We start from the raw sequence: 24,635 nt of genomic DNA on the forward strand, positions 1-24,635 counted from the left end.
GGATTAATGATCAATTAAAAAATATATGAGTCGAACGATTCGATTAGTTGGTGTAGGAGGTAAGAAGAGTGATCCCAGGAAGGTTATTTTAGGATATTTTGCAAATAGCGGAAATACTACCATTCCTGATCTCAGTAAGGAGCTGGATGTGAGCGTACCCAAGGTTACGTCCCTTATCGGCGAGCTTATCAAGGAGGGACTCATTAAAGATTATGGCAAGATTGAATCAACCGGTGGAAGGAAACCTAATCTGTACGGTATCGTTCCTGATTCGGCTTTTTTTATCGGTGTGGATGTCAAGCAGAGCCATATCAATATAGGCTTGTCCGACCTCCAAAAGAATCTGGTCCGTATCTCCGAAAAGCTGCCATTCCACCTGGATAATACAAAGGAGTCGCTCGAATCGTTATGTGTTTATATTCAGGATTTTATCGCTGATCTTGAAGTGCCGTCAGACCGCGTACTAGGGATTGGTCTTAATCTTTCAGGAAGGATCAATTATCAGACGGGGCATAGTTACAGCTTTTTTCATTTTGATGAAAATCCGCTTGCAGGCGTGATTCAGGCAAGGGTCGGTATACCTGTTTTTTTGGAAAATGATTCCCGGGCCATGGCCTATGGTGAATTTTGTGCCGGTGTTGTTGAGAACGAAAAAGATGTGCTTTTTCTAAATCTGGACTACGGCATAGGTGTCGGAATTCTTTTTGATGGTCAGGTTTATTACGGTAAATCCGGCTACGCAGGCGAGATTGGGCATATACCGATTTTCGATAACGAGCGTCTCTGTCATTGCGGTAAAAAAGGCTGCCTGGAAACGGAAGCTTCCGGTTGGGCGCTTACCCGAATGTTCCGGGAAAAACTGGCGGAAGGATCTTCGTCCGTGATCACAACGATAAAGGGAGTCAGTCCCGAAAAAATCAGTATGGGCGATATTATAGAAGCCGCACTAAATGATGATGTACTTGCTATTGAACTAATTGCCAGGGTTGGAGAAAATCTGGGGAGAGGAATTGCCGCGCTGATAAACGTGCTGAATCCTGAACTGGTTGTGCTCGGCGGCAGCCTGATTTCGACGGGAGATTATCTCTATTTACCTATCAAGACGGCTTTGAACAAATATTCTCTTAGTTTGGTGAACAATGATTCTCAGCTAAAAATATCAAAACTTGGAGAACGTGCCGGCATTCTTGGCGCATGTCTGTTGGTAAGAAATCGTATGTTGGAAATTGAATAGTGCTAAGGTTATGGAACCAGTATTTTGATGTTTGAGTTTCGGATTAAAGCTCAAATTATCTTTTCCAGATACCCTCAAATCTCCTCAACTCATTGGCTAATAATCCCGACAGGCGTGGTCGTCTTAATAAATTTAGATTTTATTCTAACATAAGAAAGTAAAATAAAATATCAAGTTTTGTTATTTTTGAAATAGCTATTCCTAATCCTTAAACGGCTTTACCTTTTGAGCAACCTAAAATTATTCAGCGGATTGTTTCTCACAGGTGCCCTGGCATCTGTAACGGTATTCAATCTTTTTACAGATAAAAATCCTGGCAAGTTTTATCAGGAAAACAAAACATATACAAAATCCGAAAACCGGGATAACTCACGCTTAATTCGAAAGGCAACTGCCGACACATCGGCGCCTGACAGCAGCCGTTTTACACACATGATGCTGGCACAAGGGCTGGACGAGCCGATGGAAATGGCTATTTTGCCCAATCTGGATGTCGTGATTGTTGAGCGCAAAGGAGCTGTGAAACTATATGATGCAGAAGAAAAGCAGATTAAAACCATAGCACATTTTAATGTTTTCAGCGGTATTGAAGATGGTTTACTGGGCGTAGCAGCCGATCCGGAATTTGACAAAAATCACTGGCTTTATTTCTACTACGGTGTCGGTGGAAATAAAAATGTAAGCAACCTAGAACGGTACGAAATGACGGATGGCCAGATTAATATGGCTTCTAAAAAAGTATTACTCGAAATTCCTACGCAGCGTACTTATTGCTGTCATTCAGCGGGTTATCTGACTTTTGGCGCTGACGGACTGCTTTACCTTTCAACCGGTGACAATACAAACGCTGAGGAAATTGAAGGCCATAACCCTACCGATGAGCGTCCGGGCAGGCGGTTGTCCGATGGTCAGGGAACGACCGCGAACAGCAAGGATTACCGCGGAAAAATATTGAGAATCAAGCCGGAGGCAGATGGTACTTATTCCATTCCGGATGGAAATCTTTTTCCAAAAGATGGCTCGACGGGTTATCCTGAAATTTATGTAATGGGTTGTCGTAATCCGTTCCGGTTGTCAGTGGATCCCAAAAATAATTTTGTCTACTGGGGGGATGTCGGGCCGGATACCAATGTTCCGGCAGAAGAGAATTTTTTGAGTTATGACGAAATCAATCAGGCGCGAAAACCGGGCTTTTTTGGTTATCCTTATTTTTTAGGGAACAACGAAGGATTTCCAAAGTATGATTTTGAAACAAAAAAAGAAGGACCAAAACAGGATCCGCTGCATCCTGTAAACAATTCGCCCAATAATACAGGGGTTAAAAATCTACCAGCCGCACAACCTGCGATGATATGGTATGGCAAAGGGGAATCAAAACGATGGCCACTGGTCGGCAAAGGAGGCGCAAGTGCGATGGCCGGGCCGGTTTATTACCGCGATTTGTACCCGAATGCAAAATATAAACTGCCGGCGTATTATGACGGAAAGCTGTTTATCTACGAATGGATCCGCAAATGGATTATGGCTGTGACGCTGGATAAAAACGGAAATTATGTTAGCATGGAGCCGTTTCTGCCACATTTGAAGGTGATCGCGCCCATGGATATGAAAATAGCATCCGATGGGGCCATCTACATGCTAGCCTACGGAACCAACTGGTTTGCTAAAAATACCGATGCTGGCCTGATGCGCATTGAATATTCCGAAGGAAACCGAAACCCCATGGCTGATATTCAGATTGATAAGCAGTATGGCGCCGCTCCAATGACGGTTTCGTTTTCAGCTGAAAAGTCCAGGGATTATGACCCGGCTGATAAACTAACCTTTGAGTGGAAAATAGGACCAAAAAAAATGTCAGGATCGAAAGTGAAACATGTTTTTACCAAACCTGGAATTTATGATGTAGCACTTACCGTTTCGGATCCTCAGGGCGGAAAGGGTATTGCGACCGTTCAGGTTAAAGTAGGAAATACGCCGCCGGCAGTTTCAATAACCAGCAGTGCCAATAAGAGTTTTTACTGGGACAATACGATTTTTGATTACAAAATAAATGTGAAAGACACGGAAGATAAAGTAATTGAAAAGTCAGCTGTTACGGCTTCCTTCAATTATCTGCCTTTTGGTAAAGATCTTGCATCGGCGTTATCGGGAGCCAGTCATGGAAATATTAAGTATGCCGCAACAGAAAAACTGTATGCCTCTCTCGACTGCAAAGCCTGCCACACAATGGATACCAAATCGATTGGGCCGGCTTTGAAGGAAGTCGCCAAACGATATGCCGGAAAGGAAGGGTCTGATCAGAAATTGGCCAACAAAATCATCAAAGGAGGAAGTGGCAGCTGGGGGACCTATCCGATGCCGCCGCACATGGATTTGCCTGAAAAAGATGCTCTTGAAATTTCCAGATACATACTTTCGCTAGGAGAACAAAAGAAACAGCTGCCACTGAATGGTAATTTAAAACTTACGGAACACGTTGGGCAGGGGAAGGAAGGAGCTTATGTGCTTTTGGCCGGTTATACCGATAAAGGAGCCAATGGTATCGAACCGCTCAATAGCAGTAGCCACATCGTGCTGCGAAACCCGCTTATTCAGATGGAAGATTATGAAGAGGGCAGTGCCAATGTCGTAATCGCTACCTTGAATACCGGTTATGTCTCGTCGATCTGGGGCAAGAATGGAAAATATGTCAGTTTCAAACAAATCGATTTTACCCATATCAAAAAAATAAAAATCCGGTTACAGGAGCAGGGGGCTGGCGGTTTGATAGAAATCAGACAAGATACAGAAAACGGTACCTTGATCGGAAGTTTGCCGGTTTCAGCAGGTCAGCCCAAGGATGTGAAAACAGACTGGAAGGAATTCGAGATCAGCCTGAAACCGACTTCAGGTATTCATGATCTGTATTTTACTTTTTCGAATCCTGATCAAAGTCAAGTCGGCCTGTTTTTTCTTGATTGGATTTATTTCGAAAACTAATTCTTCGCTCTACGATGCCTTTTAATGGCAAGTTTTTGTGATCTAGCTATGTAGGTTACTTGAAAATAGACTAAAATCTCTGATGAGATGTAATAGGTCAAACAGAATTATACAAAAATTCTGTTTGACCTATTTTCATTTGTATACCGTAGTAAGCAATATTGTTAATATTCAGTTTCCATACGATGTAATTTTCTAAATTCAAGATTAGCAGGAATAGGATGATTTATTTTCAAGTACAAAGTCGAAGCTTAATAGTCACCGAGAATTAAATTGCATTAGCCTCTAATTAAAATAATATTTTTTTCGCTTCTTCATATACCTGGATTGCTGCATTTATTACAGGAAATCCGGGGTGAATATTAATTAATATTCTTCAAAAAATTCAACTGGGAAATTTGCTCTTTCGTCGGGAAATGTCCTGGAAATGTAAATTTAGTGGAAAAAAGTACGCTGAAATTTAGATTTTTCGGTATTGACAACGTTCCCGATAACGGTTGCATAGAAAAACTTGTACTGCATCTTGCTTATCTTTCAAAAGCTCTTTTACTTACTGTCAGAGCGATTTTGACAATATCTGCTATTCCCGGAATAGTTCAATCGATTGTCAGATCATAAAATTTCACCTGAAAGCAAATGAGCATTTTACTATCTTCTAATGAGGTTTTGGTTGAGCGTCTTCGCGAAGGTGATCAAATCGCTTTCAGGGAGATTTATTCCAGATTTTGGAAAAGGCTTTTTTCCATTGCTCTTAAAAAGGTCAATGACAGTGCTGCTGTTGAAGGTATTGTGCAGGATATATTTTTAAAACTTTGGGAACGAAAGGAATCGCTGAATATCGATAATCTGGAAGCTTATTTGGTGACTGCTGTTCGGTATGGTTGCATCAATCATGTGCGATTGTCGATGATGCACGAAAAATTCGAGCTGCATATCCAGAATCAACACGCACAGGAAATGAGCTGCACCGAGGAACAATTGGACTTTACAGATTTAATGAACTCGGTTGAAAAAGTTCTTCGTTCTTTTCCTGAGAGTTCTCAGCAAATTTTTCGTATGCACCGAATTGAATGCCATTCAGCAAAAGAAATCTCCGCTCAACTTGGGATCCCGCAAAGAACCGTTGAGCTTCGTCTTAGTAAAGTAGTCCAGACCCTGCGGATCTACCTCGACGATTACCTGTAAGTTTATTTTCACTAGATCTTATCAGGAATAGTATGGAAAGGAATCTTGACGTCGGCCTTCGTGAGCCTCCAAAATTATCCTTTTAGATATTAATCCGATGGCCCAAAGCCAGCGGCCGGTCACAGTACCAAACAGATCGTGGTAAGGTCAAATAATCAGCTATAATAATCATTTATTTAAATAGAATAAATCAAAGAATATTTTATATAAAATACCTTATATATATGAATATTTATTGAATTAATTAAATTTTTGCGGTGTGTTGCGTGATTGTTTGACTGTATAGTTAACACCCGTAATCCATAACCAGAAATAATGAGCCGTCAACAGTTTTCACACCTGCTTCAAAAGTATTACAGGGGAGAATGCACACCGCAGGAAAAACAGTTTGTCGAAAACTGGTTTGGTCTGCTTGATGATGAGCCGATGGGAAATGAGCAGGAGCCGGATTGGCAAGTGCTGGAAGAAAAAATGTGGGACCAGCTTCATACCAAAATACAGGAATCAGAGTCACGAAAGGGTGGCCCGCCATTTACCGGGAATTTGCGTTTTTTGTGGTTGGGACTCGCGGCTTCATTCGTAGCCATAACCTCGGTTGTCATTTTATATCGCCACCAGTCCATTACGTTATTCTCAAAAGCTAACCCTGTTTCATCCACATGGTCTGAAAGGAAAAATACCTCGGATGTGAATGAAAAGGTCAAGCTCGGAGACGGCAGTGTAATTGATCTGTCACCAGGCAGTTCTGTTAAATATCTCACCCATTTTAGTGGTGGAGAAAGAGTGGTTTTCCTGACAGGAAAAGCTTTTTTTGATGTTGCCAAAATTCCTGAAAAGCCATTTTTTGTCTATTCCGATCACATGGTGACACGGGTTTTGGGTACCCGTTTTTTTGTAGAAGAACAAAAAGGTATCGAAGCGCCTCAGGTAGAAGTCCTTTCTGGTGCTGTCGCAGTGTATGAAAATACAAAAGAGCAGAAGGCACATGTCAATAATGTGATCTTGAAACCAAATCAAAAAACAAGATTTTTTCCGGGAGAACATAAGTTTGTGACCAGTCTCGTTGCCGCACCCCAAGTGATTGACGGTTCAGATAACAGCAACCGGTTCAAGTTCTACAACACACCGCTTTCGAAGGTGCTGGAAAACCTGCACCTATCTTATGGAATTGATATCGTCCTGGAAAACAAACAGATGGGCACATGTCCGCTAACAGCGAACCTTACCGGACAGCCGCTTTATACCCAGCTCGATATTATATGCGCTGCGCTGAACGCCAGCTACAAAATTAAAGGAACTTCCATTTTTGTTGCAGGGAAGGGCTGCAATGATCCTCGCATTATAACTAAAACTTAACCGACAAATATATGTAAAGCTCAATGCTCATAATCGAAAAACGCTGGTCATGCAGCGAACATGAACCAGCGAATACAAAAAGTCTCTGCGAAAGACAGCGAATCAAAGCACAGCGACTAAGCTCATTTTATCAAAAAACCATTTAATAAAACTTTTTAAAGGTATGAAAAAAACAGAACCTTTACTTTTTCAACTTAACAGAAAAATGACGTTGTTAAGTAAATTCAGCCGGCTCTTTTCAGGTGCGGTGATTTTAATCTGGTGTCTGGTTGGGATACAGTCGCAGGTATTTGCCCGGCAGGAAATAACTGACCGACTGGTGACAGTAAGAGCTGAAAAGCAGCGATTCGAGGACGTATTAAACAGTATTGAAAGTCAGACCGGAGCCAGAATTGTTTATAGCTCCAAAAGAATCAACGTGAACCAGCCGGTCACGATTTCGGTCGCAAGTAAAAAATTGGGACAAGTGCTGACCGAACTTCTTGTTCCAATGAACCTTACATATAAACTGGTAGGCGGTCAGATTGTGCTGGATACGACATTATCGGAAAGTATTGAAAATGCTCCTAAAGCTCCGGCGGCAAGGAAAGTGTCCGGCACAGTAACGGATGAAAAAGATGCCACGTTGCCCGGAGTCAGTGTTGTGATAAAAGGTACGCAAAAAGGAACACTCACAGATGTGAATGGCAAATATGAAATTGAAATCGCCGATGAGCAGACGACGCTGGTTTTCAGTTTTGTAGGGTATGTTTCGCAGGAAATCATTGCATCAAATCAAAGCGTTATTACTGTCAAATTACAGCCGGAAGATAAATCGCTGGAAGAAGTTGTCGTGGTTGGTTATGGCACCCAGCGCAAAACGGAAGTAGCCACAGCGGTTGGAAGTATCGAAGGAGCTTCAATTGCGGAAAGAGGGACTGTCAGTCCGTTGCAAGGCGCGCAGGGACAAATTGCCGGGGTGGATATTTCAGCAGGTTCGGGCCGTGCGGGCTCAGGATTTGCCGTGCAGATACGTGGTCAGAATTCCCTTGCGGGCGGCCAGCCTTTATTCGTTGTTGACGGAGTAATTGTTTCGGATATCAACTTTTTAAATCCACAGGATATTTCCAAAATGGATGTACTTAAAGACGCTGCATCCACGGCAATTTACGGGTCAAGAGGGTCGAACGGGGTAATTTTGATAACCACAAAAAACGGAAGATCTATCAAAGGCGGTGGTGCTACGATTTCTTATGACGGGTATGTAGGTGTGAAGAAAATCGCACGTCTTCCAAATTTTATGACAGGGCCGGAGTTTTGGGAATATCGTCAGAACACATTTATTTCTCCTGAAATTATTGCCGGCCGGGAGAATTATGACAACACCATTGGGTCACTGGGAAATCCGGTGGTATTAGAAAGAATTGCCAACAATGATTACACAGATTGGCCAAGTCTGGTGCTGAAAGATGGTAAACAATCCAATCATTGGCTAACCGTCTCTGGTATGAGTGATAACGGATCGATTCAATATCTGATCGGAGCGGGTTATCAGGGAGAAGATGGAAACCTGATGAACGAGACGATGGACCGCTATAACTTCAAAGCCAGTGTTGATGGCAAAATCAGCAAAAACTGGTCAGCCGGTATGAGCTTCAATTTTTCTTTGACTGAAATTGAAAGAGGAAGCGATGATGCAGTAAGGAACGCTTTTAACATGGCACCGTTTTTCAGTCCATACAATCCGGATGGAACCTTAATGTTCCGTCCCGGACAAATTCCTGTTCCAAACTCTACGGTTGTTTCCAGTTATACGAGTACGGTAAATCCATTGCTGGAGATTCCGAATTCTGAAAATAATACACGCCGGAGTTTTGGTGTGGGAAATATTTTCCTTCAATATTCTCCGGTGAGCTGGATTGATATCCGTTCCACTTTTTCGCCAAGTTTGAATTTTCAGCGTAACGGACGTTACTGGGGCTCGCTTACAGGTGTCGGCGCAGGGCTTTTAGCTGATGCTGAAAGAGGAAATGAGCAGTCGTTAAGTTATATTTTCGACAATATCGCGACAGTCCGGAAGACGTTTGGTGAGCATAATTTCACTTTCACCGGACTTTATAGTATGCAAAAAAACAGATATGAAAGCGACGGACTTCGTGTGAACGATCTACCATTTAATTCATCATATTATAACCTGGGCTCATCAACCAATCGCCAGTCGGGAACAAGTTCATTCAGCCAGTTTTCGATACTTTCTTATATGGCCAGGTTGAATTATGTACTGAAAAATAAATATTTCTTAACTGTTGCAACCCGTTGGGATGGTTCGTCAAAATTAGCGGAAGGTCAGAAATGGTCAACATTCCCGTCGGCTGCAATCGGATGGCAGTTATCAGAAGAAAATTTCCTGAAAGAAGTAAATCAGTTGTCTGACTTGAAACTTCGTTTGAGTGCCGGGGTAGCGGGTAACAATAACAACATCAGCGCCTACGAAAGTAATATGACACTGGCTGATCCTTCTTTTTATGATTTTGGCGGAAATACCGCTTTGGGTTATGGACCAAGCCGGCTTCCGAATCCGGGACTGACCTGGGAACGTACAACAGAATTTGACCTGGGACTTGACTATGGGTTTTTCCGGAACCGCATCACTGGTACCATTGATGTTTATAACAAGCTTTCAAAAGGTATTTTGATGAACCGTAATATTCCTTTGGAAACGGGTTGGTCTTCTATCAAAGATAATGTGGGTTCAGTTCGTAACCGCGGGATTGAGTTTTCTATCCGTACACTGAATGTCAGAGCGAAAGATTTTACCTGGACAACTTCCTTGAATTTTTCAAGAAACCAGAATTCGATCGTGAATTTACTTGACAAAAAAGAAGATCTGGTAGGCAACTGGTGGTTTATTGGCCAGCCGATCAATGTGAATTATACCTATGTGTTCGACGGAATCTGGCAGGAAAGTGAACGTGCTGATGCCGTGAAATATGGTCAGCTTCCGGGACAAGCTAAGGTGAAAGATCTTAATAACGATGGTAAAATCAGCAGCGCAGACGATCGTCAGATTATCGGGCAAAAAGATCCGAAATGGACAGGCGGGTTTTCTACGCAGGTTACCTTCAAAAGTTTCGATCTTTCGGCCTCGCTGTTTGCTCGTCAGGGTATGCAGGTTTACAGTGCCTTCCATAGCAATTTCATAAATTACAGTGATCGGGGTACCAATAAGATTTACAACGATTATTATATGCCGGTCAATAAAGTGACACAGGCAAGAAACTCCAATACTTATCCGCAGCCAAATAATGTCGGGCCATACTGGGCGGGTGTGAACGGTGTAGGTTATTACCGGGAAATTTCCTTCGTAAAAGTGCAGAACATTTCACTGGGTTACACACTCCCTTCAGGTCTGGTCAAAAAGATTGGGATTAAAGATTTGAGAGCTTATGTCAATGTTCTCAATCCTTTTGTCTGGTCAAAATTCGATGGGTTTGATCCGGAATCTGCAAGTGGTATTGATGCTTCCAGCAGCACGAACGTAAGCAATACAACAACAGGAAATATCAACAACACAGGCCCATCTACAATTACTTACCAGTTTGGTCTGAATCTTAAATTTTAACCGCTGAGATGAAAATGAAAATTTCAAATATCACCGCATTGCTCCTTGCGCTGTTCTTTTTGAGCGGATGCAGCGATTACCTAAAAGAGGAAAATAAATCCAATATTATTTCTGACGAATATTACGCCACAGCCGAAGGTTATGAAAAGCTGATCAATGCATCGTATGCAACGCTCAGATCCGTTTACGCCGATCCATGGGTATTTTGTGCAGGAACTGACATGTATGTTGAAGGACGTACGCAGCAGCCTGTTGGCCTGAGCGAATACCGTAACCTGATCGCAGACGACAATGAGGTGCTGACGTTCTACACAAGCCTTTACAAAGGTATTCAGATGATTAATACGGCACTTTATTTCAATGACAAAACTGCTCAGACAGCAAGCTTGGGTTCAAGAAAAGGGGAAATGAAATTTCTGCGGGCGTATTATTATTTCCTTGCCGTACAGACTTTCGGTGGGGTAGGGATCGTAACCGAACGTTTTACCGAGCCGGTTGATATGTTTAAGCGGGACGAGGCATCTGCGGTATATGAATTTATTATCAAAGAACTAAATGAGGCCATTGAATTGGTCCCTGAAACCGTTTCAAACGCAGAATTTGGTAGGGTTACAAAAAGAGCTGCGCGCCATATACTGGCAAAGGTTTACCTGACACGTGGTTATGAGACTTTCGCAGGAGCAGACGATTTTAAGACAGCTGCTACGCTCGCAGATGCGGCGATCAATGGCCAGGGATTAACCATTTCTTTCGAAGATCTTTTTTATCCTGGAAAAGATATCAATAATGAAGTGTTGTTTTCAATCCAGTTTGCGCCGGGGTCTTTGCCAACTGAAACAAGTGGCGGAAATACGCAGGCAGCATACTTCGGGCCTTATTTCGGAGGTCAGGGTGCTGTGCTGGGTTATCCTTACCGAACTTATGCCCTGACGCCTACCATGTATACTTTTGATCTTTTTACCAATGAAGATGCACGTTTTGACGCCACTTTCATGATCAATTTTTATGCGCGTTATTATGATTATTATACAAAAAGTACTGAGCGTAATTCTTTGGTTGTGCAGTATTATTATGCTCCAAAATGGATGAATAGCCCGGCAGATATTGCGGCCTGGCGCGCAGCTGACCCGGCCCGCAGAGGGAAAACAATTGTGTATCCCTATTCAAACGAATGGGAAGCGAGCCGGACAGTGGTTCTTGATAACTATACACCGTCGGTGAAGAAGTTCGATGATCCAAATTCGCAGTTTGGTGCAAATACAAGTACCAGGGATTTCTTCCTGGCAAGACTGGGAGAAACCTATTTGATTGCAGCAGAGGCTTATTTTAAATCAGGAAATAGCGCACTTGCTGCCGAGAGAATTAATACAGTCAGAAAACGTGCTGCCAAACCAGGTGTGGATCTGAGCATCCAGCCAAGTGCTGTAAATATCAACTTTATTCTGGATGAACGAGGACGTGAACTGGTAGGAGAGTATCACCGCTGGTTTGATCTGAAAAGAACCGGAACGCTCGTTGAGCGCAGCAAAGTTTACAACAAGGACGTTAAAAAGTGGTTCACTTCCGGCATTGATCCTTTTGCCGGCGTGGGTGGTGCCCTTAAAATTTTAAGACCTATTCCGAACCGTGCACTTGACCTGAACCAAGGTGATTTCGCTCAGAATCCAGGTTATTAATTTCTTGATGCCGGTGTGGTTTTGCAACTGCACCGGCATATTTTCTTTACGCAACATCAACTCCGAAGCAATGATATTCTTCAAGACGAATTACAGAAAAAAACTACTGTGTGCAGGCTTTCTCAGCCTGGCGGCAATGGGTGCTTATGCACAGGGAAATACGCCATACAGCTGGACGAATCTCCCAAAAATACAACAGCCGGTTTTCAAAACGGATACTACGAATATTATTTCTCTGGGTGCAAAAGCGGATGGCGTTACGTTAAATACAAAAGCAATTAATGAGGCCATTAATAAGGTTAGCAAAAAAGGCGGTGGCGTTGTTTTAATTCCTGCCGGGCTGTGGCTAACCGGCCCGATCGAAATGAAAAGTAATGTGAATCTGCATTTGAAGGAATCGGCAACTCTTCTTTTTACACCTGACAAATCACAGTATGGATTAACAGAAGGTGTTTACGAAGGGAAAACAGCGGCGAGAAATCAGTCGCCCGTTTCCGGGAAAAATCTTGAAAATATCGCTATCACCGGAAAAGGAGTTCTGGACGGAAACGGTGACGTTTGGCGGGCAGTTAACAAAGGCCAGCTGACCGAGAGTCAATGGAAAGAAAAAATTGCAAGCGGAGGCGTTTTAAAGGACGACGGAAAGGTCTGGTATCCTTCTGAGCAATTTAAAAATGCTGCTGTAACGGGTAAAAGTATGCTGATCACACCAGGGAAATCGCCGCAGGATTTTGCTGATATGAAAGATTTCCTTCGCCCCAATCTGGTGGTTTTTACAAATTGTAAAAAGATACTACTGGAAGGTGTGACATTTCAAAATTCCCCCGCCTGGTGTCTTCATCCGCTGATGTGCCAGGATATCACCATGCGGAATGTCCGCGTAAAAAATCCGGAGTATGCACATAACGGTGACGGGATGGATATTGAATCCTGCAAGAATTTTTTGATCGAAGGCTGCGTGCTTGATGTGGGTGACGATGCCATTTGTATAAAGTCAGGTAAGGATGAGGAAGGCAGAAAACGTGGAATGCCAACTGAAAATGGTGTTATCCGTAACAATATTGTTTATAATGGTCATGGTGGTTTTGTGGTCGGGAGCGAAATGAGCGGCGGTGCAAGAAATATTTTTGTTGAAAACTGCACATTTATGGGCACTGACAAAGGACTTCGATTTAAGTCGGTACGTGAGCGTGGTGGTGTTGTGGAAAATATTTTTGCCAGAAATATTTTCATGAAAGACATCGCTCAGGAAGCAATTTTCTTCGATCTGTACTACTTCGTAAAATTTGCTACGGATGGCGAACGCGATCAAAGTCCTGTGGTCAGTGAAAGTACGCCCATTTTTAGAAATATGCGTTTTGAAAACATTGTTTGCAACGGCGCCAAAAAAGGAATTTTCGTTCGCGGGCTTCCGGAAATGCGGGTTAAAAATATTTACATGGAAAATATGGTGCTGAAAGCGGATAAGGGCGTTGAATTGATAGACGCAAATGATATTGTGATCAAAAATGTAAAGCTGATTACCAGGGAAACAAATCCGGTAATTTTAGCAGACAACAGCGGCGACCTGACTTTCAGTGGTATCGAATATAACCAGGATAGTAATCTTTTGTTATCCGTTACAGGAGATAAAACAGGTTCCATTATGATTGATCATACTGACGTTTCAAAAGCAAAGAAAAAATCGGAATTCAGCAAAGGTGCTGCTGAAAAGAGTCTGGTTATTTCAAAGTGAAAATATTAAAATTCTTCGGTGACGGTATTTCAAGTTTTATGAAAAAATTTATTCTGGCAGTATCTCTCTTGTCTCTGTCAGCCAGCGTTAAGGCGCAGCATATTTCAAAGGTTTGGGTGGCTGATCAGGGCGATGGGACATACAAAAATCCGGTTCTTCATGCAGATTATTCAGATCCTGATGTCTGCCGGGTTGGTGACGATTTTTATATGACGGCATCAAGTTTCGATGCCGTTCCAGGTCTCCCGATCCTGCATTCGAAAGATCTGGTCAATTGGGAACTGATTGGCCATGCACTGAAAAGACAAATTCCGATCGGACATTTTGAAAAAACGCAACATGGAAACGGCGTTTGGGCACCGGCCATACGTTATCATAAAAATGAATTTTATATCTATTATCCTGACCCTGATTTTGGGATTTATTTAACGAAGGCCAGCAGCCCTTCCGGTCCGTGGAGCGCGCCGGTATTAGTAGAAGAGGGGAAAGGACTAATCGATCCCTGTCCGCTCTGGGATGCGGACGGCAAGGTATATTTGGTCCATGGCTGGGCTGGAAGCCGCGCCGGAATCAAAAGTATTCTCACTGTCAAAAAATTGAACGCAGCAGGAGACAAAGTTTTGGATGAAGGCGTGATCGTTTACGACGGACACCAGACAGACCCAACCGTTGAAGGACCGAAGTTTTATAAGCGTAACGGATATTATTACATCTTTGCTCCGGCAGGAGGAGTTTCCACAGGCTGGCAGTTGGTATTGAGATCCAAAAATGTTTATGGTCCTTATGAGCGTCGTGTCGTCATGGATCAGGGAACCTCAACCATCAACGGCCCGCACCAGGGGGCCTGGGTGGATACGAAACCGGTGAATGGAAAATCACAGGATTGGTTTTTGCATTTTCAGGACAAGGATGTTTACGGCCGGGTAGTACATTTACAACCAATGAAGTGGGTAAACGACTGGCCGGTTATCGGCGAAGATAAAGACGGAGATGGTAAGGGGCAGCCCGTACTATCTCATAAAAAGCCAGATGTTGGGCAGCAGTTTGGTATAAAAACACCGGAAGAATCTGACGAATTCAATACATCAAATCTCGGTAAGCAGTGGCAATGGCAGGCAAACCCAAAAGGTACCTGGTTTACAACAAGTGCTCAGGGTTTTCTTAGATTATATTCTTATAAGCCAGCCTGGGAGGCCGGAAATTTATGGAGCACGCCTAATATTTTACTGCAAAAATTTCCATCGGAGGAATTTGTAGCCACAACGAAAGTGCTATTTACTCCAAATTTAAAACTTGAAAATGAAAAGACAGGGCTGGTTGTGATGGGACTAAGTTACGCCGGGTTATATCTGATAACGACAAAAACGGGTATTGAACTTAAACAGGTTGTTTGTGAAAAAGCAGCCGAGGACAAACCTGAAAAAGAAAAAATGATAGCAAAGTTGAAAACCGGCGACCCGGTATTTCTTCGCGTACAGGTTAGCAAGCATGGAATTTGTCAGTTCAGTTACAGTATCGACGGGCGAGATTATAAAATTGCCGGTGATACTTTTAAAGCAGAACCCGGAAGGTGGATCGGCGCAAAAATAGGAATTTTCTGTTCCAGAGATTCCCAGACAAATGATTCCGGATATGCCGATTTTGATTGGTTCAGGGTTGAAGCTGCAAAATAATTCGAAGTGATCTTTTAACAATGTCGAAATGAGATATGTAGTGTTGATCTTTATTTTGGTATGTTTCAGTAACACATTTGGCTTTTGCCAGATCAGACCAACCGGCACCCCGGATAGCAGCTTTTCGGTCAGGAGCGCTTATGAAAATGATAGGAAAAACTTCCCCCAGCTTACAGTGGCAGATTCTGCAATGCCGGAAAATGTACAGGTTTTTAAAAATCTGATTTACACAAAAACAGCAGCCCAAAACCTGGCTCTGGATATTTACACGCCGGCTGCTAAGGCTGGAAAAGTTGTCCCGGCGGTACTGATGATTCATGGCGGAGGCTGGCGTTCTGGCAACAGATCGCATCATAATACCCTCGCCCGGCAGCTTGCAGCCAGAGGTTACGTCACTGTCACAGCGAGTTATAGTTTATCAACGCATGCGCTTTATCCGCAAGCAGTATTTGATGTTAAAAATGCAGTCAGGTGGATGCGGGCAAATGCCTTAAAGTATGGGATAGACACTTCTAAAATTGCGATTTTAGGGTTTTCAGCAGGGGGGCAGTTAGCGGCACTTGTCGGAACAACAAATGGCAATATACTTTTTGAGAAGGAAAATCAATATCCAACGATGTCCAGCCGGGTGCATGCGATTGTTGATATCGACGGGACTCTGGCTTTTATACACCCGGAATCGGGAGAAGGCGATGATTCAAAATCAATATCTGCTGCAACTTACTGGTTTGGTTATTCGAAAACTGAAAAACCTGAACTGTGGGAGCAGGCTTCTCCACTGAATTATGCAGGAAGAAACACGCCGCCAATACTTTTTATAAATAGTTCAGTAAGCCGGATGCATGCTGGCCGGGACGATATGATTAAAAAACTGAACAGTTTCAATATCTATTCGGAAGTAAAATCCTTTCCGGAAGCACCTCACTGTTTTATGTTTTATACTCCTTGGTTTGAGAATACGCTGACTCATGTCGATCATTTTCTCAAACGGGTTATGTATAGAAAACAATAATTGTCTGGACATGATTGAGCATTTTTAAATTCAAAAAAACTGAAAGGTTAGTATTCGAAGTCCAGCGTTTCCGGTTCGGATAGTGGTCTTTGGTGTAGCACAGTCAGTTTTTTTGGATAGCGATTTGCATTATATTCATATTTATAATCAGTCACAAATTCTGATCCGTCTTCTCCCTGCATTGTCACCAGAATAATATTGTTCGGGCTTAAAACGTGAATTGACATTTGATCCTGCCAGTCAATCCCAAGCTTAAAGAATGGATTCGGGTTACTGTCATACGCATATTTTGTAATGCTCACTTTACCCGGATTGTCACGCGAAGTCTGCCTTGCTTCGACGATATTATGGCCGGCATCCCGAATATAAGTATAGATGTAATCTGCCTCTTTTCTGCCATTCTTGGTTATTATCTCTTTGCTGATAAATCCATCTTTGTCAAATTTGAATTCCCTTAAATAGTTGCTATTTGAAAGCGGGTATTCATCTGTCAAATTTCTGACCGAATCGTTCAGGATCTCATTGAAGGTAATGTTGTGAGACGGTTTAAATTCATCTGAGACCCAACCGCCTTCGCCAGAGAATTGTGCTGAGACCAGATTAAATGACTTGGCAACACCATTTTCCCGCAGCAATGTTCTTGTCGCCCAAAGAGCAGGCTTGTCAAATCGGAGATATTTTTTTTCCTGAAAAAGAAATTCGCCTTCGTATAAAAATTCGGTTACGAGTTTACCGTTGTAAAATACTTTTTTCAATTTGACATCAACGGCCTTACTACCAAATGGAGCTTGCTGTTTTGATATAACGTCCGGATTCGGAGTTGGGTCATTCTTATCACCCCGATTACAGGAAATGACAAAAAAAAGGATTAAAACAGTTAAAGCATTTTTCATCGCGAAGTAGTTTGTTATGACAGGAAGCTATTATTTTTTGGTCTTCATAAAGTTACATCCCGCAATATAATACTTGCGATTGGCAAGGTCAAATCGGATCAGAGATCGTGATTGCTGAGCCGTCAATTACCCACCCGCAAACCGTAAGCACTCGAGGTAAACTTGATTAGATATTAAAATTTATTAAAAATTACCGTAACTTGCGTAGTTTAATACATAGAAAAAATTCGATGCAAATTGACGTGGCGGATAAGCAGGAGCAGGAGAGACTAAATGTACTAAAAAGTTATGATATTCTGGATTCTTTGCCGGAAGATGAATATGATGATATTACCAGACTTGCTTCTGAAATTTGCCAGACGCCCATTTCGTTGATCAGCTTGTTGGATGATAGCAGGCAATGGTTCAAATCGAATCATGGCTTGCAGGTTAGAGAGACGCCCATTGAGTATGCATTTTGTTCCCACGCCATCTCAAACCCGAATGAGATTTTTATAGTGCCTGATTCGAGAACGGATCCTCGTTTTTCGGGAAATCCGCTGGTTACCGGTGAACCGTACGTAATTTTTTACGCTGGTGTACCGCTGGTCGATAAAAATGGATTTCCACTAGGGTCACTTTGCGTGATCGATAACGATGCAAAAGAATTATCCGAAAAACAATTGCTTGCTTTGCGCATATTAGGCCGCCATGTTGTGAATTTGCTTGAAATGAGAAAGTCTAACAAGGCATTGAATACGATCAAATGTCTTTTAGAACAGCGCAATAACGAACTGGTAATGGCGGAAAAAGCTATACGAAGCCCTGCCAAAGCTTCGCTTGCATCCATTGCAGCGGACCTGAGCAGTGCCCGGAATCTGTTGACACAATTTCAAACTAACAGAGACGAAACTGTGCTTGGAGATTTAATTTCTAAAGTTGATGCTATTCAGCTCGAATTTGAAAAACTGAATGACGTTGTCGACTGATGAAAATTGAAGTGATTTGCTTATGATCCTCCGTTTCCTTCCTTCACCTGGCTCGTGAATTCGTCCGACGGTTTGAAGTATGGGATGATTTGGGCGGGCACAAAAACAGTTGATTTGAGTTTGATGTTCCTGGCTGTTTTAGCTGCTCTTTGTTTGTTTACGAAACTTCCAAAGCCGCGGAAATAAATATTGTCGCCATTACTCATCGAGTCTTTTATTGTGAGAAAAAGTGATTCAAGAATTTTTTCCACTTCTTCCTTTTGTATTCCGGTTTTTTCTGAAATGCGGGCTGTCAGTTCTGCTTTTGTCATGATGGCATAAGTCTTTAAAAGTGGATCACCTCGGTTGCGGGATACGAATTATTACTACTTTTTAATTTTTTAGAAATATAATTAATTATCAACGCTTATGGATAACACTTTTGAATTAGACATAGATTTTAAAGGGCAAACACTTCAATTTCAAGGAGAATTGATCGTTAACGGCTATTTGCATAAAATTGAGCTGGACGTGAACGGAACAAAAGTTTCATTTGAACCCGATGAAGAAAGAACCTACAGAGCATTGATGTCCCTTGAAGATTTAAAGGAAAATCATATACCCGTTGATTTGCTAAGGGCGATAGCGCAACGTCTGGATTCTCTACTTGGGTAGATTGTTTCCTGTTATCAAGCATTATTATCACACCATTTATTCAACAAAAGCTCGGCATTGGCGAAATACCAGAATTAAGCCTGTATAGAAATATTTTCCTGTTTACGAGAATCAAAGTACCCAGAAAACTCATGCTGGGGAATATCGTTCTTACAAGTGCAGCCGGGCCAAATGGAACCGATAAAAAAAGGATATTAGCTTTTTCTATCGGCTAAAACGCTAATTTTATTAGAAAAAGCGAACTATAAGCGGATTTAAGGTGCAAAAATCGTAGGGATATGGGTAGGTGCATGATTCTTGTTATGTAACGCCGTAATCACTAAAATAATATCAATGAAACTGCATTCTATAATTATCGCATCAGCATTTATCCTATTTTCGACCTACGGTTTCGGTCAGGATGCTGACAATCAATCTGTGAAAGAGCTTAATGAGCAGAAGCAGAACATCGAAGCCAGCAAAAAATTAAACGAACAAAAAATTCAGTTGGCGGAGTTAGAGAACGAGCTAGCTAAGAAAACGGAAGATACCCAGAAGGCTTCGGCAGAAGCTCAGCAGGCTGCCAACGAAAATAAGGAATATGCTGAGAAACTTCGTCAAAATCCGAAAGACAAAAAGCTGGCCAACCAAGCGAGTAAAGCAGCCCGTAAGGCTGAACGTTCTGCCAGGTCAGCGAATAAAACTGCTGATAACCAGGAACAATTAACAAAGGACATTGCGTCTCTGAGAGAAAAAATAGCTCAGTCAGAAATAGAAATTTCCTCGGCTCCCGCATATTCCGCGAATGCGAGTGCTGGCAATTTGAGCCAGGCGGCTGCAAATAATAACCTGAAAACTACTTCTACCAGTCAGGCTGCGCGGCAAAATGCACCCGGCCAGGTCGTGCAACGAAACTTTAACGTTGATTCATTAATGGCTTCCGGTTCTACACAAAACATTACTGAAAGAGTATTGGAGTCTACTTACAGAAACTATCCTTCGCAGCCGGGTCAGCCTTCGATCATTATAAACAACATTATTATTCCGTCTGATTATCAAAGACCTCAAAACCAGGGTGTGATGCGGCAGGCGGCCCAGCCAGAACGGCCAGAGTATACACGTGATCAGGATTATGAAGATTATAGAGCATGGCTGAGGGAAAGAGACAGAAAACCTGTTAGACAAGCACGGGATATGGAAAGTTCGTCGAGCTCTTCAAACCGATTGACATTTAGGGAGCGGTTTGGCGAGAAACCTGCGCGGAATTCTGGTCTATGGGTAATTCCGATGGTTGGCGTTCATGCTTCCAATTTTAAAGCTGATCTTCAGGATGGAGAGGCTGACGGTCGTATTGGCTGGAATGCTGGTCTTGATTTCCGGATCCATACGAAAAGATTTTTTGTGCAGCCTGGTGTTCATTATTTTAGTTCTTCTATGCGATTCACAAGTGAAAGTGAGGTTTCAAATGCACCACTATTGTCAGGTCCAAGACTTCAATCTCTTCGTGTTCCGTTATTATTAGGACTTTACCTGACAAAAGCGAACAAAGGATTTTTTAAAATGAATATCAAAGGTGGAGCAACAGGTTCATACCTGCTTGCTGTTGATAATAATGATCAAAACGCGTTTGACGAGGATAATATTGAAGAATTTTCTTACGGCCTCAATGCGGGTATCGGCTTAGAGTTTGGCCTGATCACATTAGATATCTCACATGAATGGGGCGTCAGTCGCTTGTTTAAAGATAGCGACATGAAAAATAACATTCTAAGAGCTACGATTGGATTGAAGTTATAATCCAATTCATTGATACAATATTCGGGATTTGTGTGCTGTCCGACAGTATGCAAATCCCATTTTTTTATAACTAAATAGGTATTTGGAGCAAAATCTATGTACTCAAACTAAGTATAAACATAGTTCTACAAAGCTAGGCAAATTTTGGCACGATTGTTGTAGTATGCATTTGATTAATAAAATGGAAAGCTCCTTTCTTGTTTGCTGCCAGATGCCTCCGCTGAGTTAATCTTTTGTATCCTCACTTATACTAAACAGATCTCATCCTGTTTTTTATCACTGTTAGTTAATTTTTGATTGTTATCCATTCCATGCATGCTGCATGCTTATGCAGTATCCGGGTTTGTTGTATCCTGTTAAAAAATTCTCTAAGCATCGTGTGTTGCCCTTGCAGGGCTTCAGAATACCATTTTTTGTTCCAAACTAACTCGCAAATTTTATCAATTGATTATGAGAAACTTTTCAAACTTTATTTTATTAATGCTTGTCCTGTCTGTGGCCTTTGTGAAGAGCCATGCACAAACTGCACCTGTTATCGGAAGTCCGGCAAATACGTTTGTGCTGTTCACTTCCGCTGGAGCACTGACCAATACCGGAGCGTCCGTTGTCACCGGGGATATCGGCACGAATGCGGGTAATTACTCAGGTTTCAATCCGACAGTGCTCATCGGTACCTCACACGTCGCTGATGATATTTCGGCAGCAGCAGTTCCCCAGGTAGCAGATGCATTCACTTCCTTTGACGTTAATGTATGTCCGGCTCCCATCTCTCCAACTCTTGGAAACGGACAGACTTTAATGGCTGGGATTTATTGTATTGGTGAAGCTGCTACGTTGACAGGGAACCTGACTTTGGACGCCCAGTCAAATCCTAATGCAATCTTTATTATCAAGATTGGAGGAGCTTTGACGACTGCGGCTTTGTCGAATGTGTTGCTTATTAATGGAGCGCAGTCGTCGAATGTTTATTTTCGGATCGACGGTGCGTTAACAACAGGAGAAAATTCGGCGTTCAGGGGAACAGTTGTTTCTTCGGGAGCGATAGAATTTCTTAACGGAGCCAGCTTTCAGGGACGAGCGCTGACGACGGCCGGCGCAATTACTCTGAACAACAATGCAGTGAACGGGGAAATCCCTCTTCCTGTTGTATTGACCAAATTCAACGCTGAACGTTCTGAAAATGAGTCAGTATTAATTTCATGGAGTACTGCTTCTGAAACAAATAGCGAGCGGTTTGAAGTGCAGCACAGCGTTAATGGTAAGGAATGGAAAGAACTTGGATTCGTCGCAGCAAAAGGTGAAAGTGCTGCTGTATTAAGTTACACTTTTGCTCACGCGAAGGCATCAAGAGGTTCTAACTATTACCGCTTGAAAATGATAGATAAAGACCAGACTTTTGCATATAGCCGGATCAGGAGTATCGACTTCCGACCAAATGTTTCCGTTGTAATGTATCCTAATCCTACACCTAATAGTATCACACTTCAGGTAGAAGATATCGAGCAGGTGCAACGTATACAATTAATTAATATTTCTGGCATTGCCGTTTTTGATCAGCAAAAAGCTGGATTGATAAGCCTGGGAAGTCATATTGATATGAAACATTATCCATCGGGTTCATATGTTGCCCGCGTGACTGCTGTGAACGGTGAAATTTCGTCGGTTAGAATTGTGAAGCTTTAATTGGCAGATCGCGGAATCTTACCCGCCTTAACTTTAAAAATCAGAAGACCTGACGGAAACAGATTATCGTTTCGGTCAGGTCTTCCGATATTTTTCTTATCTGGATTGCATTTGAAAACAGTTTTATTGTGGGCATACAAAAATAAAAGACCCGGAAGCCCAGGCCTTTATCTAAATATTTCTCACCGCCCGAAGGCTTGTAGTAAAAGTACGACAAAATTATCAAATTGTATTATTATGCTAATAATAGAAGTTAAGTTTTTGTTTATCTGAACCAATCTCTGCTGTTTTTCATACAGGATTTTTACAAATTGTAACCACTATGATATTAATCATTTCGTTTTTGTGTTAATATGTCAGAATTTTTGGCCTGATTCTGGAATTTTGGCTTAATTCGTAACTTGAAAATATCTACGGGCTGTTGCACTTTTACAAGATTTATAATTGAAACTATCTTATCAGATTTTTCTGGACTGACAGCGAAATATCAAGCTGTCGATAAGAATTGATCAACGATTGATAAGCGAGAATCGCTCACCAAAAATGTAAAAACAAGGTGCTGGTTTATGGGTAAACGTTGCACTCTCTGTCATTGACAATTTAAATTTCAACGGTATCAAATAAATAATGAGTCGTGAAATTTGATTTGAACGTTTCTTTACTACGTCGTACAACGATGCGTGGTATGATATTTTAGCTTAGTAATATGTCTGGAAAATGGCACCGTTCTCGACTACATTTTGATAAGTTCGGGCTGTTAGCCATCACATTTAACCATTGTTTATTAATTTTTAGACTCATGAAAAAATTATTATTTTCTGCCGCATTCTTGTTATGTGCGCAATTTTCTTTTGCTCAGTCATTCAGTATCGGCCCAAAAGCTGGTTTAAATATCAGTAACTACACTGGCGGAGACATCGAATCTGATGCCTTGGTTGGTTACCACCTGGGCGGGCTTTTAAATTATGGTTTTGGAGAAGTTTTCTCAATCCAGCCCGAAGTATTATTTTCTACCCAAGGTGCGAAAGTGCAGAGTAATGGTACTAAATCTGAATTTAAAATTAGTTACATAACAATACCTGTCATGCTTAAATTTAAAACAAGCGGAGGATTTTATGTGGAATTCGGGCCTCAGGTCGGTTTCCGTGCTTCTTCCGATGTGCCGGATCAGACGATCAACAATTTTGCTAAAAATCTCGATCTTGCAGCTGGTGCCGGCCTTGGCTATCAGTCCCCGATCGGCTTGGGGGCAGGCGTAAGATACATTGCGGGACTTTCGAAAGTAGGGAACTTCTCAGGACAGCCTATTAATCCTGATTTTAAGAACAGTGTTATCCAGGCCAGTATTTTCTGGGCTATTCCATTGGTGAAGTAAATATTTTATTAGAAAAGAAAAAAGCACAGGCCCAAAAGTCTGTGCTTTTTTCTTTTCTAATAAGTGAGATTCGTACTGACTATATATCAATTTTACCCATATTGATTATCGTTATTTGTATTTTTGAAGCTTACGGGATCAATTGCCATTCTTATACAACAAATGATGCATGCTGTAATCAGCAGCCAAATGGCTACTGATTATCCCTATCTTTCAGAAAGGAATTTGTTACAATTGACAACGGCCAAAATATTGCACTATTAACTGCCCTCGGCCAGTTTGGCTTAGTTTTGCGCGCTTCTTTCATGCAATAATATAGAAGAATCAATCCTGATAAAACCAATGCTGATGTCATAGTTGAAATTTTTTATTGATGATATTCAAAAAAGGTTTTCAAATGATGAAAGAAAGTAAGCCGTGAAACAAGTCTAAGAGAACAACTCCTTTTTTGAGTATTTTCCAAAAATTGGTATTGGATTTATTCGTTTGATTCTCAATAGTCATATCCTGATCCGTTAACACATGATTATTAGTAACTGCACAAATACAACCCGTTCAAATTATTTGTACTTAATCATACTGGTTTTGAATTGTAAAGTCAACATAAAGTTGTAAAGGTATTATGGAACTGTAAAGATTTGAAAATTAATAATTTATCTTTATTTTACAAAGTATCGGCTCAAATATTTGTGACCATACTTATTATTTTTGATACTAATTGATGATGAAATCCAAAAACTAGCCGGCATCAGATTAACTTAGTATTTATAGATTCCGTAAATTTTTTCGTCGTAAACGTAATGGCTAAGTATTTTAACATGGTTTTGAATCGCCT

16 protein-coding genes are annotated in these 24,635 nt (G+C 41.7%); 14 read left to right on the forward strand and 2 right to left on the reverse strand.

Translation table 11 applies throughout. The features are described from left to right. Positions 1-25 precede the first annotated feature (25 nt). The 9 genes from AC1XUO_RS24580 to AC1XUO_RS24620 all read left to right on the forward strand — a co-directional run bounded on the left by AC1XUO_RS24580 (position 26) and on the right by AC1XUO_RS24620 (position 16,451). On the forward strand, positions 26-1,234 hold the full coding sequence (locus AC1XUO_RS24580) for an ROK family transcriptional regulator (RefSeq protein WP_483332487.1): 1,209 nt from the start codon (positions 26-28) through the stop codon (positions 1,232-1,234). Between the two features lie 225 nt (positions 1,235-1,459). Next, a complete protein-coding gene (locus AC1XUO_RS24585; RefSeq protein WP_483332488.1) occupies positions 1,460-4,213 on the forward strand; it encodes a PQQ-dependent sugar dehydrogenase in 2,754 nt (917 codons plus the stop codon). A 636-nt stretch (positions 4,214-4,849) separates the two neighbouring features. Next, entirely contained in the window at positions 4,850-5,398 is a 549-nt protein-coding gene (locus tag AC1XUO_RS24590) for an RNA polymerase sigma-70 factor (protein ID WP_483332489.1), read from the forward strand. 315 nt (positions 5,399-5,713) lie between these two features. Beyond that, positions 5,714-6,754, forward strand: a complete 1,041-nt coding sequence (locus AC1XUO_RS24595; RefSeq protein WP_483332490.1) for a FecR family protein — start codon at positions 5,714-5,716, stop codon at positions 6,752-6,754. Between the two features lie 163 nt (positions 6,755-6,917). Beyond that, positions 6,918-10,355 (forward strand): TonB-dependent receptor, encoded by a 3,438-nt coding sequence (locus AC1XUO_RS24600; RefSeq protein WP_483332491.1) that lies wholly within the window; start codon positions 6,918-6,920, stop codon positions 10,353-10,355. Positions 10,356-10,369: 14 nt separating this feature from the next. After that, positions 10,370-12,031, forward strand: a complete 1,662-nt coding sequence (locus tag AC1XUO_RS24605; protein ID WP_483332492.1) for a RagB/SusD family nutrient uptake outer membrane protein — start codon at positions 10,370-10,372, stop codon at positions 12,029-12,031. Between the two features lie 70 nt (positions 12,032-12,101). Further along, on the forward strand, positions 12,102-13,766 hold the full coding sequence (locus AC1XUO_RS24610) for a glycoside hydrolase family 28 protein (protein ID WP_483332493.1): 1,665 nt from the start codon (positions 12,102-12,104) through the stop codon (positions 13,764-13,766). A gap of 38 nt (positions 13,767-13,804) precedes the next feature. Continuing rightward, positions 13,805-15,439: a glycoside hydrolase family 43 protein gene (locus tag AC1XUO_RS24615; RefSeq protein ID WP_483332494.1), complete on the forward strand. Its 1,635-nt coding sequence runs from the start codon at positions 13,805-13,807 to the stop codon at positions 15,437-15,439. A 28-nt stretch (positions 15,440-15,467) separates the two neighbouring features. After that, positions 15,468-16,451, forward strand: a complete 984-nt coding sequence (locus AC1XUO_RS24620; RefSeq protein ID WP_483332495.1) for an alpha/beta hydrolase fold domain-containing protein — start codon at positions 15,468-15,470, stop codon at positions 16,449-16,451. A gap of 47 nt (positions 16,452-16,498) precedes the next feature. On the opposite strand, the gene AC1XUO_RS24625 is transcribed toward AC1XUO_RS24620, so the two are convergent. Next, the gene (locus AC1XUO_RS24625; protein ID WP_483332496.1) at positions 16,499-17,344 is read right to left on the reverse strand and encodes a hypothetical protein; all 846 of its coding nucleotides are present in this window, start codon (positions 17,342-17,344) and stop codon (positions 16,499-16,501) included. 230 nt (positions 17,345-17,574) lie between these two features. On the opposite strand from AC1XUO_RS24625, the gene AC1XUO_RS24630 reads away from it, so the two are divergent. Next, positions 17,575-18,312, forward strand: coding sequence for a GAF domain-containing protein (locus tag AC1XUO_RS24630; RefSeq protein ID WP_483332497.1), 738 nt, complete (start codon positions 17,575-17,577; stop codon positions 18,310-18,312). Positions 18,313-18,332: 20 nt separating this feature from the next. On the opposite strand, the gene AC1XUO_RS24635 is transcribed toward AC1XUO_RS24630, so the two are convergent. Then, on the reverse strand, positions 18,333-18,623 hold the full coding sequence (locus AC1XUO_RS24635) for an HU family DNA-binding protein (RefSeq protein ID WP_483332498.1): 291 nt from the start codon (positions 18,621-18,623) through the stop codon (positions 18,333-18,335). A 97-nt stretch (positions 18,624-18,720) separates the two neighbouring features. Between AC1XUO_RS24635 and AC1XUO_RS24640 the strand changes: the two genes are divergently transcribed. The 4 genes from AC1XUO_RS24640 (at position 18,721) to AC1XUO_RS24655 (ending at position 23,800) form a co-directional block, all read left to right on the forward strand. Further along, positions 18,721-18,966 carry a hypothetical protein gene (locus tag AC1XUO_RS24640; protein WP_483332499.1) on the forward strand — a complete coding sequence of 82 codons (246 nt, stop codon included), beginning with the start codon at positions 18,721-18,723 and terminating at the stop codon, positions 18,964-18,966. A gap of 333 nt (positions 18,967-19,299) precedes the next feature. Continuing rightward, entirely contained in the window at positions 19,300-20,742 is a 1,443-nt protein-coding gene (locus AC1XUO_RS24645; RefSeq protein WP_483332500.1) for an outer membrane beta-barrel protein, read from the forward strand. 450 nt (positions 20,743-21,192) lie between these two features. Next, complete coding sequence (locus AC1XUO_RS24650; protein WP_483332501.1) at positions 21,193-22,425, forward strand: ice-binding family protein; 1,233 nt, start codon at positions 21,193-21,195, stop codon at positions 22,423-22,425. A 799-nt stretch (positions 22,426-23,224) separates the two neighbouring features. Beyond that, a complete protein-coding gene (locus tag AC1XUO_RS24655) occupies positions 23,225-23,800 on the forward strand; it encodes a porin family protein (RefSeq protein ID WP_483332502.1) in 576 nt (191 codons plus the stop codon). Positions 23,801-24,635: the final 835 nt, after the last annotated feature.

The organism is Dyadobacter sp. HNCC25DJ186, assembly GCF_056895235.1.